This window comes from Acidobacterium sp. FHG110202_01, from assembly GCF_059115305.1.
This window is the reverse complement of sequence record NZ_JBZYWJ010000009.1, coordinates 72044-89639: the sequence shown is the minus strand read 5'-3', so window position 1 is coordinate 89639 and position 17596 is coordinate 72044. Positions and strand designations below refer to the sequence as shown.

The following is a 17596-nucleotide window of genomic DNA, read 5'->3' as shown; positions in this document are numbered from 1 at the left end:
AGAATGCAGCGTAACTCAATCATCCGAACAGTCAGGTCAGCTCATCGATATCTTGGACTCTTTTTTGCTCCTGCAATCCTTTTCTTTGCTTTTAGCGGAGCACTCCAGGTATTTGGCTGGCATCAGGCGTCTCGCGGCAGCAGCTATATACCGGCTCACTGGATTCTGAAGATTGCACAGATCCACAAGAAGCAGACGCTTGCTCTTCCTGCTCCTAAGGGGCAAAAGACGGTGTCTGATCTCGAGGAAAGCCAGAAAAGCCTGAAGGCGCCAAGATCAAAGTTCTTCTTGCAGTTATTTGTCTTTGTCATGTCTTTTGCGCTTGTGGCGACTACGCTACTTGGCATTATCATGTCGCTGCTCTATGGCGGAGATCGGCGGATTGCTTATGCGCTTGTACTTTTCGGAATCTTCTTCCCGATTGCTGTGGTGATGTTATAGCTTCCTGCAGCGATCAAAACGAACTGATCACATAACACTGGAGCCTGCATTATTTATGTCGAAACATAAAAGCATCATTCTCTGCGGAGTGTTGGTCGTCGGAACTATATTGTCACTTGCTGCTCAAGAAGATAACACGGTAAAGAAGCTGAAGCCGGAAGATCTGCCTACATCAAATCTCATCAGCAAGAGCGGTCCCAGCTTCCACGTGTCGAATGTGGGTAAAACAGCCACCGTGATTGTTTACGGCGATCAGCGCTTTACCGATCCGACAAATACCAAGGTTACGAGCCCGAAGGCGCGGCGCTGGCTGGTGGAGAAGATCGCCGCTGAAAAGCCTGATGCTGTATTGCTGAATGGGGACGTTCCTTACAGCGGTGACAACGTCAATGACTATGAGGTGTATAAAACCGAATCGCAGCCCTGGCGGGATGGGCAGATCCATGTCTACCCGGCCTTGGGAAATCATGAATTCCATGGGGATCCGCAACAGGCCTTAGATCACTGGTGGGCTGCGTTTCCTGAGATGAAAGACCGACGTTGGTATTCTGTGCAGCTGGGCAAGCAGGTCTATACGATCGCACTCGACAGTGATACGTCACTGTTTCCCGGGAGCAACCAGCAGAAATGGCTCGATGGGCAATTAAAGGGGTTACCTAAAGATACCAAGTTTGTCTTCATCAGCCTTCATCATCCTCCTGTTGCAGACTTTCAGACCAGGGTTAACGTCAGCCACAATCCTCGCCCAAACGAGATCGCGCTGCGTGATTTTCTGGAAAGTGTTGCCCCTCAAATGCGCGCAAAGATCATTGTGAGCGCTGGGCATATCCACAATTATGAAAGGTTCCTAAGGGGTGATGTGACCTATCTAGTCTCGGGTGGCGGCGGTGCCTCTCCTGTCCCCGTCGATCGCGCACCGGAGGACCTCTACCAGAGCAATGATTTCCCCAACTATCACTATGTCAAGTTCGTTCTGAATGGAAATACATTGCATGCCAGCATGTACAGGTTAGCCGATGTGAATGCAGATTCTCCTTCATGGCAACTCCGCGACGAGTTCACGATACAGGCGAAATGAGCTGGCGCCTGGTTTGATTCCAGTAAGGCGCCGATGGTGCGGGTTCCTGGCAGTCTTCACGAAAAACTCAGGTGCCGCGGATAAACATAGCGATGACTCCAGGCTGCCCATGCGGATTTTAATTGTCGAAGACGACCCCAAGATGTCGATTCTTTTGCGTGATGCGCTGGAGAAGATGTCGCATAGAGTCGTGTTTGCGTCTGATGGAGCCGAAGGACTCGATATTGCCCTCAATCATCAGTTCGAGTGCATTATTCTGGACGCCATGTTGCCGCGGCTGGATGGTTTTGGAGTTGCTAGGTCTTTGCGAAGCTCCAAAATATCTACGCCGATTATTATGCTTACCGCCAGAGATGCAACCAGCGACGTTGTTCGCGGATTAGACAGCGGTGTAGATGACTACCTGACCAAGCCGTTCGCATTCGAGGAACTGTTTGCCCGCCTGCGAGCTCTTGGACGGAGAACAACCACATCAACGTCGTTGCGCTACAGTATAGCCGACCTGGAGTTGGATCCTCTCACGCACGCCGCCTCTCGCTCTGGCAAGCCAATCCATCTTACCCGCACCGAGTTCCTGTTGCTTGAATACCTCATGAGGAACCCGCGTGTTGTTCTGCGGCGGGATACGATTATCAACGCTGTCTGGGGATACGAGCGCACCGTCGAGAACAACACACTGGATGCTTTTATGAAGCAGCTTCGTTCGAAGGTCGATGGCGGATTTGACACAAGGCTGATCCATACGGTGCGTGGCTTCGGATACAAGCTCACCGCTGAAGGTGAACTGTGACCCTGTCGATCAGGACACGCTTGACCATCTGGTATGCAGCATTAGTGGCTGCCATTCTCATGGTGGTTGGGGTTGGCATCCTGCTCGGCGCGTCCTGGGGGCTGCGCAAGGTGGCGGATCAAGAACTTACGTCCGGAATCGATGGCGTTGCTACATTTCTCCGGCACAAGCTTGACATCCATCAGATGAACAACTTGAACGAAGAGTTGCGAGAGCATTCGGCACTCTTGCCTCGCGGAAAAATGTTCCGTGTCAATTATCCGGATGGTTCGCTGGTCTATCAACCTGATGCCATGGCTGTAGTTACAGCGGTAATCCCTTTAGCAAATGAGCTTCGCAAAGAAAATCTTGTCATCCGCGGCCGGTCATACCGCTCGATCAGCAGGTTCGCTGCAGTTGGACCGTACACTTTTCTCATTCAAGTGGCTGTAGATCAAACCGAGTATCAGAAGCTGACCATGGGGCTCACCTGGATACTTATCCTGAGCGCTCCCGTCGCTGGACTGTTGGCAGCGCTTGCCGGCTACTGGATGAGCGGGCGCGCACTCTCGCCAATCCATCAGATTACGCAAACTACTAATGTGATCGATGCGAGAAATCTTTCGCGTAGGCTTCCACTGCTGGGAACACATGACGAGCTCGATCGCCTCTCTGACACGATTAACCACATGCTTGACCGCATCGCAACATCGTATGAACGCATTGCGCAGTTCACTGCCGACGCATCTCACGAATTGAGAACGCCCGTGGCACTGATACGCTCCAATGCCGAGCTTTTGCTTATGGGACCTCAGACTGACTCAAGAGTTGAACAGGGGCTGTCGGACATTCTCGCTGAAAGCACTTATATGACTCACCTGATCGGTGATCTTCTCACCCTCGCCCGGAGCGATGACGAAGATGCGATTTCGATGGAGTTGCTCGAGTTGAATGAGGTAGCGCGCGTAACTCTCGATCGAGCTAGAGCTTTGGCCTCTATGCGTAACCTCTCGCTCGAATATGATTTCGACGATCAGATTGTTCCCTTGCTTGGAAACCAAAACATGATCGAAAGAGTTCTCATGATTCTGATCGACAATGCGGTGCGGTATACCGCGCCGGGCGGTAGAGTAGGGATCACGACCTGGGTCAGTTCCGAATCCTGCGGGTTTAGAGTTCGAGATACAGGCATCGGGATTTCTCAGGTTGATCAGGAACGCATCTTCGAGAGGTTCTTCCGCGTTGACCTGGCGCGCACACCTCGCGATGGAGGCTCGGGACTTGGCCTGTCTATTGCAAAAAGCCTGATCCACCTTCATGGCGGAACAATTCGTGTCGAAAGCGCCATCGGCGAAGGCGCCAGCTTTAGAGTGGCTTTTCCCAGAGCAGACGTTCCACAGGCAGGCCTCAAATCACAACCGGTCCACTAGCATCAAGAGTTGCAGACCCTCAGAAGAAATTCAGGTAGCTCGGGTTATTCATAGCTCATGAATTGTTTAGTTCATTATGGAGCGCGGTGGTTTGCTGGCGTGCTTCTCTTTTTGAATTGCTGCTATCTTTTCGCTCAGGCGAATGTAACAGGCACGGTTGTTGATCCTGATGGCGCCGCGGTTTCGTCTGTCGATGTATTGTTGAGGGTGTCGCACGGAGCCGCAGATCAGGCCAGCGCGACCGCCGATTCTGAAGGTCATTTTCATTTTTCGCGCGTTGCTCCCGGAGAGTATCAAATCGAGGTTCCTTCCAAGTATGGATTTGAGCGCTATCTTGCGCCTCTCTCCATTCGCCCGGGAATACATGAGTTGCGCATTCAACTTACGCCTCTTGTCGTTGCACAGGATGTGACCGTTGCTCCCGATACGAATCAGGTCACGATCGACTCTTCCGCCAATCGAGACCAGGTCATGACTGCCGCGCCGATGCTTGAGAAGGTTCCAGTCTTCGATCAGAACTATGTTGCAACGCTCACACCATTTCTCGATCAGACAGGAGTTGCTACCAGCGGTGTTTCGATTATTGTTGATGGCGTTGAGATGAAGGGTACCGGCGTTTCTGCCTCTGCCATCGCTGAAGTGCATATCAATAATGATCCTTACAGCGTTGAAACCAATCGGCCGGGCAAGGGCAGGATTGAGATTATCACCAAGCCGGGCTCGCCGCAGCTTCACGGCACGCTTAACTTTACTTTCCGAGACTCTGTCTTCGATGCGAAGAACTACTTTGCCCTGACGAAGCCTTTCGAGCAGAAACGTATCTATGAAGGCTCTATTACAGGTCCGCTGCGCTTTGACGACAAAACAACTTTTCTGCTTTCAGGTACACGCCAGGAAGATAATCTGCAATCCGTGGTTCACGCGCAAACGCCAACCGGCCTGATCACTTCAAACGTTCCCACGCCGGTTCATGACACGGAATTTGCAGCGCGCGTATCACATGACTTTTCTGCAACACATCGGGTTTCACTGCAATACAACGTTATCGATACGATCTCCAGAAATCTTGGTGTAGGTGGGCTTATCCTTCCGCGGAGTGGCGTCAATGCTCAGGCTCGTGAAGACGATGTCATCTTTAACGACCGAGTCGTCATATCGCCCACACTACTGAACCAGCTCCAGCTCTTCTTTGAGAAAGACCACAACCCCACACGCAGCGTCCTTGCCGCACAGAAGACAGTTGTAGATGGCTCCTTTACCGGCGGCGGCGCTCAGGCTGATCTGCTGAATACGGAGAACAATCTTAAGATCAACGATATTGTCAGCTGGAATCACACGCGCCACTACGTAAAGTTCGGCATCAACACTCCAAATCTGAGCCGCCGGGCATGGGAAGATCGTGCGAATAGAGTCGGCACCTTCAATTTTTCAAGCCTTACTGACTTTGAGGCTAATTCACCCTATTCCTTCACCCAGCAGGCTGGGTCAGGCCGCGCTGTTTTCTGGATGAATGAGATTGGCATCTTCATTCAGGATCAGATCCAGCTTCGTCCGAACCTTCAGGCGTCCATTGGTCTTCGTTATGACTGGCAGACCTATTTCAAATCATTTCACGATTTTGCTCCGCGCTTCTCGATTGCTTATTCAACCGCAGACCATAAGACAGTTCTGCGCACCGGCGTCGGGCTCTTCTACGATCGCTCCGGCGCGTCGCCAATGGCCGACCTGAAGCGCTATAACGGAGTGGTTCTTCGCGCCTTCACTCTGCTTAACCCGGGTTATCCTGATCCGTATCCGCCAGGCATGAATCCAGATACTCTGCCAACCAATCTGGTGCGTGAAGCGGCTGGCGCTCGCGTCCCTTACATCACGAATTACAGTGCAGGCGTTGAACGGCAGTTAATGAAAGGTTTGACGACGGCCGTTACCTATCGCGGAACGGTTGGTATCGCGTTGTTTCGCTCCCGAGACATCAATGCGCCTTTGCCGCCTTTTTATCAAGGACGGCCCAACTCGAATCTCGGTGTCGTGCGGCAGATGGAATCTGAGGGCAGGCAGATCGGCAATGCACTAGAGCTAACGCTGAACGGCAAAGCTGGTCGCTGGTTCTCAGGGATCACACAGTATACACTCAGCCGCACAAACAATAATACCGGTGGCATTGCGTGGTTCCCGGCGAATCAATATTCACTCGAAGGAGAGTACAGCCGCGCCGATTTTGATCAGCGGCATCGCCTGAATCTGCTTGGAACGTTCAATGAAGATCATTGGCTGAATCTTGGAATTGTCGCCAAGCTGTATTCCGGCACTCCTTACACGGAGACCTCCGGCAACGATACATTCAACACAGGTATCCTGAACGCGCGGCCGGCGGGCGTGAACAGAAACAGTCTGGAGAGCGGCGGAACCGTTCAACTCGATCTCCGATGGAGTCACGAACTACTATCGCATAAGGACAAAATGCCCGCCTTTTCGCTTGCGGTCGATGCGTTCAACATCACCAACCAGACAAACTATATGTCATACGTCGGCAATGTGCAGTCATCGTTTTTTGGCCAACCCACTGCCGCACTGCCGGCCAGAAGATTGCAATTTACCGGCAGAATCAAATTCTAGGTACGTGAATGGATTGCGTGGAGCAGTAGTCAACACTAGATTACAAACCTGAATGTTTTCTGAATTGCGATTTTTCTGAAATTGATTCCATCGTCACGATAAGCGCATAAAGCCGCTCGTACTCTTTGTTTACTTCCATTAGAGAGTGAGCATAAAAGCGCTTGAAAGTCTCAATTCATTCACTCATTCCTGTGCTGGCCTGCGCTATCTTTCTTCACGCGTTCTCAGGTCGTTGCGAGAACGGAATCCAGGCTTCTTCTCCTAACCAGAAACCTCTCAAGCTTGTGCAGACCTATGATCTCTCCTCAGAGATTAAAAGCAAGTTTGATCATTTCGAAGTCGATCTCAAGAGGCACCGTCTCTTCACTACCGCAGAAGATTACAAGGCGGTGCTGGTCTTTGACGCCGATAGCGGAAAACTTGTTCATGAGATCCAGGACATTCTGCGTCCTCATGCTGTTCTCTATCGCGCAGATACGGACCGACTGTATATTACCGACGGCGCCGACGGCTCGGTCAAGGTTTTTGATGGTGAGACCTATGGTCAGACGACCCGTATTCCACTGCTTAAAGACGCGGATTCGATCGGCTACGATATTTCACGACACTATCTTTACATTGACAACGGCGGCGGCGAGGTTGGCCAGAAGTATTCGATGTTGAGCGCCATCGATACAGAGAACAACTCAAAACTTGGGGACATTAAGATCGAGGGAGACACGCTTGAGGCGATGGCGCTCGACAATTATCGCCCTCGTACCTACTTGAATAACACGGCAATGAATCAAGTAGTAGTAATCGATCGCTTCAAGAATGCCGTTATTGCCAGGTGGCCCATCACACTTGGGAAAAAGAATGTAGCGATGGCGCTCGACGAGCAGCGGCAGCGCTTATTTGTAGGCTGCAGAAGCGGCCAGATAGTCGTCCTTGATAGCAATACCGGCAAGGAACTGCAAGCGTTGCCTATCGCTGATGGAATCGATGATCTTATCTACGATGCGGGAACCAAGCGGATCTATGCAGCCGCCAATGGCGCCATAAACGTATTTGAGCAGACGGACCTCAACCACTACATATTGCTGGGAAGCGTTTCTACTGGAGAAAATGGCCGCACAGCGAAATTGGTGCCTGAGTGGAACCGGCTCTTTGTAGCTATTCCACCAAGTGGAGAACAGAACGCACGCATCCTCGCTTATGAGCCGGTCAACACGCCAGAAGCAAAGGTCAAACCGGCTGAAACGAAACTGCCCGTCAATGCGCCTGCCGCCGAAAAGATAGTGCTTGAAACGCTCTCCGCTCATCCACTGCTGCGCAAGATGGGGCTCCACGTTATTCCCCCTGGCAGTCAGGATATGGTCATCGTTGCCAACGGCAATGCTACTCGTATCGGTATCCATACCTCAGAGGGTGATTTCGCCGCCGTAAAGAATGGCGGAATTTATGGTCCCAGGATCGCCGATGGCGAATTTTACAACATGAAGATGCCCATGTTCGATGCAGCAGGCCGGAGGATCGGAATCCTTGTCATGGAGATTGCTTGCACGGATGCGGCGAGCGAAGAAGACGCTGCTCACAAAGCAGCCGCCATACGCGAGGAAGTATCAAGAAAGATTCCCAGCCTGTCCTCTCTCTTTGCCACTGCTGTCGGTGAATGAGCCGGTAAGAGATTCGCGTAGCCATACGATCCGCTGCCGCGCAACCTGCATTGCGCGCAGCGGATTATCAATGAACCGCTGCACTTCAAACTTCGGAGATTCACAAAAATGAAATCATTGACGCAATATGCATTCCTGTCTTTCCTGATGTTCTTCCAGGCCTTCGCTTTTGCGCAAATTGATCGAACCGAGATCAATGGAACTGTCACAGATCCATCAAGCGCAGCGATCGCTGACGTCAGGGTTACAGTGACGCAGGAGGGGACAAACCAGATCCGAATCGTTACTACAAACGATCACGGACAGTTTGTTGTTTCTTCACTTCCGATTGGGCGTTTCATCATTGTGTTCAGTCACGATAACTTCAGAGATCTTCGTATCGCTGATCTTGATCTGCACTCTGGCGACGTTCGTACAGTGAACGCGAAACTTGAATTGGGAGAAGTAACGCAGACAATCGGTGTCGAGCCGGATCGAGGAGGCGCACAACTCGATAAAAGCAACGCAACATTTGGTGGAACGATCCAGTCCGTCCAGGTTTCAAAGATTCCCCTCAATGGCCGCAACATCACCAACCTGGAGCTTCTAGCGCCTGGCGCCGTCGATTCCGGCTCCGGTGCGCAGTCATCCATCCGCTTCTCAGGAAATGGGACAGATGACAACAATTTTCGGCTTGATGGAGTCGATGCGAGCGGTGTCTTCCATGCTTCTCTGAAATCTGCACTTAGGCTACAGTTTTCCACCGAAGCAGTTGCAGAATTCAAAGTTGACTCCGCAGCCTACACAGCAGACACAGGCGGCTCTGCAGGTGGACAGGTCAGCCTGATCTCGAAGACTGGCACCAATGCATTTCATGGCAGTGTGTTCGACTATCTCCGCAACAGCTATTTCGATGCAAGCGGGCCCATCAAGCATGCCAACAAGGCTCCCGTATTCCAGCTCAATCAGTTCGGAGCCGGCCTTGGTGGGCCGATTATTAAGGACCGCACCTTTTTCTTTGCCAACTATGAAGGCTTTCGGCAGCAGTTAGGCGGAGTGCCGCAGACAGGATTTGTTCCCAGCCCCTCGTTCCGAGCTCAAGTGGCGGCTCAACAGCCCGCGTTGGCCTTCATCGTGAATGCTTATCCTCAAGGGCAGGCACCTACGGCCGATTTAAATGCGTACTCATTCACGGGCCTGGTCCCAAGTCCGAACCAGGAAAATGCAGGTACTGTCCGTGTTGATCATCGCTTCTCTGATGCAGATTCCGCATATGTGCGTTACAACATCGACGATGGAGCCTCGACCAGCGCGCTTAATGCTCTTGCACAAGGAAGCACCGTAAACTCGCGTGTACAGAACCTTGTGATAGAGGAGACCCATATCTTCAACCCACGTGTCATCAATGAGGTTCAGATAGGTTTCAACCGCAATACGTTCATCCAGTCGCAGGAAACCGGCCTCCCTTTCAACTTCTCTATTACAGGCTTTACGTCACTTTCAGAAAACTATACCAAGGAGCAGGTAGGACAATCGGAATCGCTGAACGACACAGTTACCTGGACGAAGGGATATCACACGCTGAAGTTTGGAGCTGAGGTCAAACTACCATGGTTTAATGAGCAGAACTCAGTTGACGGCACTGCGACTTACCTCAATGAATCAGCCTTTCTTGCGAATCAGCTCAACACTTTTCAGACAACAGCGGCGCTTCCTGACAAGGGCATGCACAAGGTGCACATTGCAGGATACGTACAGGATGAATGGAAGGTATCGCCAAACCTTACCTTGAACTATGGCCTCCGTTATAACTATTTCTCTCCATTTACTGAGGTTCACGACAACGAGAACCCCTTCGATATTGCTGATTGCGGCGGATACTGCGGAATGGGAGCTTCTTTCTATCATCCGAACTATCTGAGCTTCGATCCACGCGCGTCAGTAGCTTATGCGCCGGAATCGATGAATGGCAACACGGTCTTTCGCGCGGGATTCGGCGTCTATCATGGCGAGGTGCAGCTTGGCGATGAAGATAGCCCCGTAGTCAACACGGAACCTTCGACCCTACTGACCAGTGGTGTTCAGTCGGATGGGACGACGGTGCAATATTCCTATCCTGTACCTCCCGAACTGACTCCTTCTACCGGTTTTGCGCTCACGCCGCGCTCCATGGCGCGTCATCATTCTGATTCCTATGTAGAGCAATGGACTGCTTCCGTTCAGCAGGCTCTTCCCGGGCAAACCGTCTTCACTGCAACTTATCTGGGATCGCATGGCGTCCATCTCTTTCGGCGAGGATACACAAACCTGATTGATCCGGCGACGAATACCCGTCCGCTTCCGCAGTATCCAAGCCAGATCGATACGAAATATAACCAGGGCATGTCCAATTTCACTGCATTCATCGCGAGCGTAAACCGACGCTTCCACCGTGGCTTCTTCCTTGCTGGAAACTATATGTACTCTCATGCTCTGGACGATGGTTCAGTGGGCGCGGGCGATGCCGATTCTGCTCAGAATATAGCGTGTTTCCGTTGTGATTACGCCAGCAGCGATTTCGACTCACGTCACAGCGGAACTGTGAGTGCGGTCTATGATCTACCGTTCGGTCGCGGCCGCCGCTACTTTAACGGCGGAACTGCCACGGACCTTCTTGCAGGAGGATGGTCTGTGACATCCTTGTTAAGCGCTCGCGCTGGCTTTCCTGTCAATGTGACCGTCAGCCGCAGCAGCACTGAACTGTCTGATGGCAATAACGTGGACCAGAGGCCCAACCGAGTTTCGGGAGTTCCGCTTTACCTTGGCAGCCGCGGTATTTCGCATTGGATCAATCCAGCTGCGTTCTCTCTGCCAGCTGTGGGCACTTGGGGCAATGCTGGCCGTAATCTCCTAACCGGACCGCCTCTGTGGCAGAATGACTCTGCGGTCGAGAAGAACTTTCACATCACAGAACGCAACAGCGTGCTTTTTCGGGCAGAGGCATTCAATCTCTTCAATCGTGCCCAGTATGGCCAGCCGTCTTCCTCTTTGAGCGTCACGACAAAATCAGGCACGCGTACTCTCACCGTTCCGGCGAGCTTCGGCGCCATTACATCTACCGTCAATTCCGCAGGACTTGTCGGCACTGGAACTCCGCGAGTACTGGAGTTCTCATTGCGCATCACCTACTAACCGATATGGGCTGCTAGTATGTTGTTCTTATTTGTGAGATGGCTCTTGATAAAAAGAGAGAATCCTGAGCCATCTCTCCTCTGATGAATTCGTGATGGATAGCCGACACCCTACGGATTTGTTACAAGCATTGTCCAGCCAAAGAGCTCTGATCCAGATTTCTGATTACTGGCCTGACCCGAAATTACGATGGTCGGCCATGTTCTGATGGCAAACCAAGCAGGATTGCTGAGCCGAGCCTGTACCGGAGAACACCATGGCATACGAGAGACCGTGAGTGGTCCAGGTGATAACTCTGAAGCGATCCTGCACACGATAGTGAAAGGTCAGGGGGCCGGAGTGAATTTCATCTCCGCCAGCTACTACGGCAGAATTACTGGACGCAACCAAAAGGCTGATTTTTTCATTCTGTTTCTCGTAGGTGACAAGAGCGACCGGATTTCCGCGGTAATGCACCAGGCCTGCGCCGGTCAACTGGTACATGGGCGTGCTGCCGGGAACAGTCTGAGCATTGGGAAGGCGGAACGGGAAGGGAACCTTATCCGCAAACCATGCCGTCGCCTCTTCCGACGAGCTTGTTTGCAATTGAAGAGGAAGTTCGCCATCTACATAACTGCGGTGTGTTGCGACAGCAGTTTCCACGTAGCTTGTGGCGCGCGCCTGGCGCACGACATTCGGGGTAAATGCGATAAACAGTGCGACGAGGAGGACCAGGGCTGCCGGCGCAAGCATTCTGCGTGCAGGAATGGCGAAGGCCCTTTGCAGTATTTGCGACAGATGCTTGTAAGAGTCTGGACGGACTTTTTTGTCAGTCTGCTCCATGGCTGCGGACACACGAGCGCGCAGCGCATCCGGGGCTGAATACAGTGGTCGGGAGCGGCGCATAAGGCGTGATAGTGATTCTTCCGCCTCTACGTGCTCGCGGCAATCCGCGCAAGTTTCAAGATGAGCGAGAAATTCTTCTAGCTCTTGCCCGTGCAGGTCGTTATCCAGGAAAAGTAAAGTCTTGACACGATACTCGTCACAGGAGCTCATTCGGCATCCTCCCCTCTTCTTGGCCATGGAAGAGGTGTTAAAGCTGTGTCGCCTATGACAAAACACGCGGGGCAGGGAAATATTCCTGTCTTCAAGAAAATTAGTGAATTTTTCAGCCTGCGACGCTCCTCTCGTCCAGTTTATCGTTCCATCTTATGCTATCGTTTCCTCGGCATCGCTGGTGCCTTTGCGTTCTGAATGAACTGGTGCCGGGGCAAGAAGTAACTCCCGGATTCTGGAGCGCGCTCTTGCCAGCCGCGACATAACTGTTCCAATAGGACATTCCAGAATTGCAGCAATCTCTTGATAAGAAAGCTCTTCGTACTCGCGCAGGATGATGATCTCACGGTATTCGACGGGAAGTTGCTGGATGGCAGCGCGCACCTGTTCGGTTTCGACGCTGCTGATGTAGGCCGCGTGAGGATCTTTTGCTGGATCTACGGCTCGGTTCTCGTCCAGATCAAGCTCGACCATTGCAGGCGCCGTCCGCGATTGCCGGAGATAGTTGAGCCAGATATTGCGCAGGATCGTAAACAGCCAGCTCTTTTCATTGCTGTCCGGACGGAGTTTATCCATCGCACGAAGAGCGCGCAGACACGTTTCCTGCACCATGTCTTCCGCCTGAGCGGTATTTCGGCTGAGCATCAAAGCGTAGCTGTAGAGACCGTCCAGGTACTCGCTCAAATTCACAGCGAGCTGCGAATGAGCGCTCATCCTCTCCTCCAGCAGCAGGAACCTTGTTTTGTGAAGATTGTCGAGGGATCGTTTTCAGAGTTCCGGAGTGGGTGAGATTTCTTGCACAACCTGTCTTCGTGTATTTGAAAATCGATCACTTCAGATGACAACCCGAGGGAGTATTCACATATTTGGATGATGGCCATTAACGGAATGGTGCAGCATCAGGCCGGATAGTTACGGTCTTCAGTGCTTCTCATTTCTTAGATTTCTCTGCAGATATTTCGGGAATAAATTTCATATTTCTGTGTTTTTACTAAAGCCCTAGTTGTTGTCGTGAGCTTAGTGTATCTATCCGGATGCGCGGAGAGCACGGCCAGAGACATTTTCTTTTTTAGATAACGAAAGAGGCTGTTGACTCGACTTCATATTCTATATTCATTCTCGCCGACCTTAGCGGACTGAAGCATTTCATCGTGTTTTAATGCAGCACTCACAGCAAAGGCAGGGTGTTTGCAGCCATGAGCTTTACTCTCCTGTAAATCCATGTGGAATAAATGAGCTGTCTGCTTGTTCTGTTCATAGGAGAGCCGACCAGATGTCAAATATGCGTTTCAACGCAACCGAACTGGTTCAAGACGACAGATATCTGGTAAATCATCATACTGGGGGCGAATTGTTCACCTCTGATCAAATACCACGACTAAGCAGGAAGAGAAGATTCCTCTACAATATTCGAAGTATTCTGTTCTTTGCTTTTATATTGACCAGGTTCTGTTCGATACCCAGTATATCTGCTCAGAGCATGAAAGATTCGATTGACGTGCCTGCAAACTCTTCACTTGTGTTGAAAGCAATCGGAGAAGGAGTCCAAATCTACGACTGCATCAGTCAAAAGTGGACGCTACAGGCGCCAGATGCCAGACTGTTTGACGAACAGGGGCATTTGATCGGCAGGCATTACGCAGGTCCCACCTGGGAGCTTCACGATGGCAGCCAGGTGCACGCAAATGCGGTGGGCAAACGAGCTTCATCGGACCTGGCTTCTGTTCCCTGGTTATTGCTTCAGTCTATACGCGCTACCGGAAAGTTGGAGAGGGTAGATTTTGTTCAGCGCACAGAGACGCATGGTGGAAATGCTCCTCAGGAAGCTTGCAGCGAGGGCAGGGAATTGCGGGTTCCCTATACTGCAACTTATTTGTTTTATAGTTCCTCTTTGCCATGAGCTGAAACTTGCGCCGAGCCATTCTTGTCTATGGAAGTGTCAAGATCTAGTCTCAGATTAGCCATTCAGGCTCAAAGGAGATTTGAAATGCTTGCACTTGGTCTATTTGTCCGCTTGGAAGCAAAGCCCGGTAAAGAAAATGAGGTTGCCGAATTCCTTGCGCAGGGACTCCAACTAGCCAACCAGGAGGCGACTACACCGCTGTGGTTCGCGCTGAGAATCAGTGAAACCACATTTGCTATATTCGATGCATTCGCCGATGAGACGGGGCGGCAGAAGCATCTCGATGGGCCCATCGCCCAGGCTCTTATGGCGCAGGCTCCGCATCTGCTTGACGCATCTCCAGTGATTGAGCGAGTACAGATTCTGGGTGTGAAGCTTCCATTGTGAATTGAAGTATTGCTGCCGTGCAACAAGGCGCAAACCTTATTGCATAGCAGTTGAAGCAATGGAGCTGCAGGCTAATCTGTTGCTTCGGACATGTCGATTTTCGCGTATAGTGAACTCTAGGTCCCTTGTTAAATTTTCATGACGTGCACAATCACACCTGTGATGACGTGCTCAGTAGTTGCAAATGCTGCAATCGCGAGATGACAGCAAATATAGTGGTTGCCTTCCGGACGCCCAGTGCAAAAGTAAGAGCAGGTCTATCGGATGAAATCATTCAAAGCGTTCCGTCTGGATGCGACAAACCACATTCTGTGGCGCGATGGGGAGCGGGTACCTCTGGCGCCAAAATCCTTTGATGTGCTTACGTATCTGATCGAGCATGCGGGACAGCTTGTAACGCAAGACGAAATCCTCGAAGCATTATGGCCGGAGACCTACGTCAATCCCGAGGTTCTCAGAAAATATATTCTGGAAATTCGAAAAGCTTTGGGCGATCGACCTGAGAGCCCAGTGTTTGTTGAAACTTTGCCTAAGCGGGGATACCGGTTCGTTGCTCCCGTAACAGATGAAGATGTGGTCGAGCTGCCTAATCCGAGCATATCTAAAACACCGGAAGAAGCAGTTCACGTTGCTACTATTCATTTAGAAGCGAAGCCTTCATCGGGGAAACATTGGTTGTGGCTTGCTTTAATACCAATGCTGACAGTAGTGATGGCAGCGGCTTTGGTTAGGCACTTTCGGGCGGCAAGGAATGGGCTGAATCTTTCAGCATTGAACAACACGTCCATCGCTGTTCTGCCCTTTGTAGATATGAGCGCTCGCAAAGACCAGGAGTATTTTTCTGATGGGCTTTCCGAGGAATTGATTAACGACCTCGCCAAAGTTTCAGGTCTCAAGGTAGTTGGCCGTTCTTCGGCCTTTCAGTTCAAAGGCAGGAATGAAGACCTGCGCACCGTTGGGCAGAAGCTCGGTGTTGCCAATGTTCTTGAGGGAAGTGTGCGTCGCGATGGTAACCATGTGCGTATCACCGCAGAGCTGATCAAGGCAGACGATGGCTTTCAGCTCTGGTCGCAGACATACGATCGGGAGATCAACGATATTTTCGCGATACAGGACGAGATCGCCCGGTCTGCGACCCAGGCGTTGCGGGTCAAATTACTTGGGAGCCACGGTCAACCTGTTACTTCAACTTTGCCTACGTCCGATCCAAAAGCATATCAAGCTTATCTGCAAGCGAATTATCTGCTTGGCCAGGGATACAGCAAGGACGGACTCAGCAAAGCGCTTGCTTACGCAGATCAGTCAATCGTGCTCGATGAAAAGTACGCACCGGCCTGGGCTCTGCGCGCGGCGATACAGAACAGGATGGCCGGGTTCAGTCTGATCGATATCACAGAAGGCTCCCGCAAAGCCCGCGACGATGCAGAACGTGCGATTGAACTCGATCCAGCCTCGGCTTCAGGCTATCTGGCTTTGGCAAGAACTCAGAACGACTACGACTGGGATTGGGGCGCAGCCAATACCTCGCTTATGAAAGCGGCTGATCTGGAACCCGGCAGTGCCGAGATCTTCCATTTACGTTCATATCTGTCGAGGGAGTTGGGTAATCTGGACGAGGCCATTAAGTTGTATGAACAAGCGATTGCACTGGATCCTCTTCGTCCCGACTTCCATTTAGGGTTGGGACACCTGTTGTATGTAGCTGACCGGTACGATGAAGCTAGAGCCAGATTGCAAGAAGCCCTGGACCTGAATCCGCAGGTTTCTCTGGCTCATGTCGCGTTAGGAAAAATCTTCATTGCACAAGGCAAGCCGCAGGAGGCGCTCGCAGAAATAGACAAGGAATCAAACGAGTGGGGAAAACTCACAGGGCAAGCATTGGTTTATCATGCGCTCGGGCGTGAACAGGATTCTGATGCTGCATTGAACCTCCTTATTGCAAAGTATGGAGGTGAGTCAGCCTTTCAGATCGCCCAGGTGTATGCTTTTCGCGGTGAACCGGACAAATCGTTTGAGTGGCTGGAGCACGCCTACAGTCAACGCGATGGCGGCTTGACCGATCTCAAGATCGATCCCTTATTGAAGACCCTGCACCACGATCCTAGGTTTACTGCACTCCTCACGAAAATGCGGCTGCCGCAATAGGGTTCCAGCATATATATAGTTACTCGCCCGCAATCAGCAATGGCCTGCAGACTATCGTCGCAATCCTTCATTTTCTACCTCATGTTCCAGGCAAAACAGGTTGCTGCTATCTTCCACGAGTAATGTACGCAGCTTTGCTCGTGCCCGGCCCAATCGAGACATCACAGTTCCGACTGGGCAATTCAGCATATCCGCAATTTCCTCATACGACAGATCTTCATATTCCCTTAGCAGAATGATCTCGCGAAACTTTTCAGGCAATTGTTGAATGGCTGCTCGCACCTGCTCCGCTTCCAACTTGCCCACATACAGATCGTGGGAGTTCCTGGACGGCTCCGGGATGCAATGCACAGTGTCGCTGTCTGCCCTGATCTCATATGCTTGAGGACTGCGCCGCATTCTTCTCAACTCGTTGAGCCAGAGATTCCTCAGAATGGTGAACAGCCATGCCTTGATATTGCTGCCCGCTCGGAGCCCTTTTGCTGCCGGTATGGCACGAACATAGGTTTCCTGAACCAGGTCTTCTGCCGCTGCACGGTTACGGGTCAAAATCAATGCATAGCTATACAGGCTATCTACATATTCGATATCCAGGGTGTCTGTCTCATCCTGTCCATCGTACTTCTGCGACATGTTAGTTCACTCTCGTTGAGAAATTTTAGGGGCCCGGGTAGAAGTTATTTCAAGGGACCACGCAGGTGTGTGTTACCACAACTGCATATAGGACTCTGGACAGTCTGTGGTCATCCTTCCGTCCAAAGGTTTCTCAAAGAGCCGAAATATTAAAAACCTGCGTACATAACAGTTTCAAGATACGAAAGAGAAGAGATTCAAAGTATGAAGCCTCCGTCTTTCTCCCGTTGATTTTTTGTGACGATTAAGCGTCACGCACGTGACGGCCGATTGTCGCTGTGGAGATAGGTAAATAAATAGAGCATAGATAACACGGGATTTATTCGCTCCACCTGAAACCACCCCAAATGCTTA

The 17596-nt window shown here is 51.4% G+C and carries 13 protein-coding genes and 1 pseudogene; 10 read left to right on the top strand and 4 right to left on the bottom strand.

The window, feature by feature from the left end; all coding sequences use genetic code 11:
* Positions 1–231 precede the first annotated feature (231 nt).
* The 7 genes from AC5S16_RS18330 (at position 232) to AC5S16_RS18300 (ending at position 11139) form a co-directional block, all read left to right on the top strand.
* Positions 232–441, top strand: a complete 210-nt coding sequence (locus AC5S16_RS18330; protein WP_493931556.1) for a hypothetical protein — start codon at positions 232–234, stop codon at positions 439–441.
* A 55-nt stretch (positions 442–496) separates the two neighbouring features.
* Complete coding sequence (locus AC5S16_RS18325; protein WP_493931555.1) at positions 497–1519, top strand: metallophosphoesterase family protein; 1023 nt, start codon at positions 497–499, stop codon at positions 1517–1519.
* Positions 1520–1628: 109 nt separating this feature from the next.
* A complete protein-coding gene (locus tag AC5S16_RS18320) occupies positions 1629–2309 on the top strand; it encodes a response regulator transcription factor (RefSeq protein ID WP_493931554.1) in 681 nt (226 codons plus the stop codon).
* On the top strand, positions 2306–3718 hold the full coding sequence (locus AC5S16_RS18315; RefSeq protein ID WP_493931553.1) for a sensor histidine kinase: 1413 nt from the start codon (positions 2306–2308) through the stop codon (positions 3716–3718). Before AC5S16_RS18320 ends, AC5S16_RS18315 begins: the two co-directional genes overlap by 4 nt.
* Positions 3719–3775: 57 nt before the next feature.
* A complete protein-coding gene (locus tag AC5S16_RS18310) occupies positions 3776–6334 on the top strand; it encodes a TonB-dependent receptor (protein ID WP_493931552.1) in 2559 nt (852 codons plus the stop codon).
* Positions 6335–6495: 161 nt separating this feature from the next.
* The gene (locus tag AC5S16_RS18305; RefSeq protein WP_493931551.1) at positions 6496–7989 is read left to right on the top strand and encodes a YncE family protein; all 1494 of its coding nucleotides are present in this window, start codon (positions 6496–6498) and stop codon (positions 7987–7989) included.
* Between the two features lie 108 nt (positions 7990–8097).
* The gene (locus tag AC5S16_RS18300) at positions 8098–11139 is read left to right on the top strand and encodes a TonB-dependent receptor (RefSeq protein ID WP_493931550.1); all 3042 of its coding nucleotides are present in this window, start codon (positions 8098–8100) and stop codon (positions 11137–11139) included.
* 165 nt (positions 11140–11304) lie between these two features.
* On the opposite strand, the gene AC5S16_RS18295 is transcribed toward AC5S16_RS18300, so the two are convergent.
* The 3 genes and pseudogenes from AC5S16_RS18295 to AC5S16_RS18285 all read right to left on the bottom strand — a co-directional run bounded on the left by AC5S16_RS18295 (position 11305) and on the right by AC5S16_RS18285 (position 12888).
* Complete coding sequence (locus AC5S16_RS18295; RefSeq protein WP_493931791.1) at positions 11305–12024, bottom strand: hypothetical protein; 720 nt, start codon at positions 12022–12024, stop codon at positions 11305–11307.
* A gap of 48 nt (positions 12025–12072) precedes the next feature.
* Positions 12073–12174: pseudogene (locus AC5S16_RS18290) on the bottom strand (hypothetical protein); the annotation flags it as partial.
* Between the two features lie 153 nt (positions 12175–12327).
* The gene (locus AC5S16_RS18285) at positions 12328–12888 is read right to left on the bottom strand and encodes a sigma-70 family RNA polymerase sigma factor (protein ID WP_493931549.1); all 561 of its coding nucleotides are present in this window, start codon (positions 12886–12888) and stop codon (positions 12328–12330) included.
* Positions 12889–13447: 559 nt separating this feature from the next.
* Here AC5S16_RS18285 and AC5S16_RS18280 point away from each other — a divergent pair.
* The 3 genes from AC5S16_RS18280 to AC5S16_RS18270 all read left to right on the top strand — a co-directional run bounded on the left by AC5S16_RS18280 (position 13448) and on the right by AC5S16_RS18270 (position 16609).
* Positions 13448–14074 (top strand): DUF3455 domain-containing protein, encoded by a 627-nt coding sequence (locus AC5S16_RS18280; protein ID WP_493931548.1) that lies wholly within the window; start codon positions 13448–13450, stop codon positions 14072–14074.
* 87 nt (positions 14075–14161) lie between these two features.
* Positions 14162–14464: a putative quinol monooxygenase gene (locus tag AC5S16_RS18275; RefSeq protein WP_493931547.1), complete on the top strand. Its 303-nt coding sequence runs from the start codon at positions 14162–14164 to the stop codon at positions 14462–14464.
* Positions 14465–14728: 264 nt separating this feature from the next.
* Positions 14729–16609, top strand: coding sequence for a winged helix-turn-helix domain-containing protein (locus tag AC5S16_RS18270; RefSeq protein WP_493931546.1), 1881 nt, complete (start codon positions 14729–14731; stop codon positions 16607–16609).
* Positions 16610–16660: 51 nt separating this feature from the next.
* On the opposite strand, the gene AC5S16_RS18265 is transcribed toward AC5S16_RS18270, so the two are convergent.
* Positions 16661–17242, bottom strand: coding sequence for a sigma-70 family RNA polymerase sigma factor (locus AC5S16_RS18265; RefSeq protein WP_493931545.1), 582 nt, complete (start codon positions 17240–17242; stop codon positions 16661–16663).
* Positions 17243–17596 lie beyond the last annotated feature (354 nt).

Bases quoted from the DNA above. Each gene is read 5' to 3' on its own strand.
- AC5S16_RS18285 (WP_493931549.1), bottom strand. From the start codon at position 12,888: ATGAGCGCTCATTCGCAGCTCGCTGTGAATTTGAGCGAGTACCTGGAC.
- AC5S16_RS18310 (WP_493931552.1), top strand. From the start codon at position 3,776: ATGAATTGTTTAGTTCATTATGGAGCGCGGTGGTTTGCTGGCGTGCTT.
- AC5S16_RS18275 (WP_493931547.1), top strand. From the start codon at position 14,162: ATGCTTGCACTTGGTCTATTTGTCCGCTTGGAAGCAAAGCCCGGTAAA.
- AC5S16_RS18265 (WP_493931545.1), bottom strand. From the start codon at position 17,242: ATGTCGCAGAAGTACGATGGACAGGATGAGACAGACACCCTGGATATC.
- AC5S16_RS18295 (WP_493931791.1), bottom strand. From the start codon at position 12,024: ATGCGCCGCTCCCGACCACTGTATTCAGCCCCGGATGCGCTGCGCGCT.
- AC5S16_RS18270 (WP_493931546.1), top strand. From the start codon at position 14,729: ATGAAATCATTCAAAGCGTTCCGTCTGGATGCGACAAACCACATTCTG.
- AC5S16_RS18320 (WP_493931554.1), top strand. From the start codon at position 1,629: ATGCGGATTTTAATTGTCGAAGACGACCCCAAGATGTCGATTCTTTTG.
- AC5S16_RS18280 (WP_493931548.1), top strand. From the start codon at position 13,448: ATGTCAAATATGCGTTTCAACGCAACCGAACTGGTTCAAGACGACAGA.
- AC5S16_RS18300 (WP_493931550.1), top strand. From the start codon at position 8,098: ATGAAATCATTGACGCAATATGCATTCCTGTCTTTCCTGATGTTCTTC.
- AC5S16_RS18325 (WP_493931555.1), top strand. From the start codon at position 497: ATGTCGAAACATAAAAGCATCATTCTCTGCGGAGTGTTGGTCGTCGGA.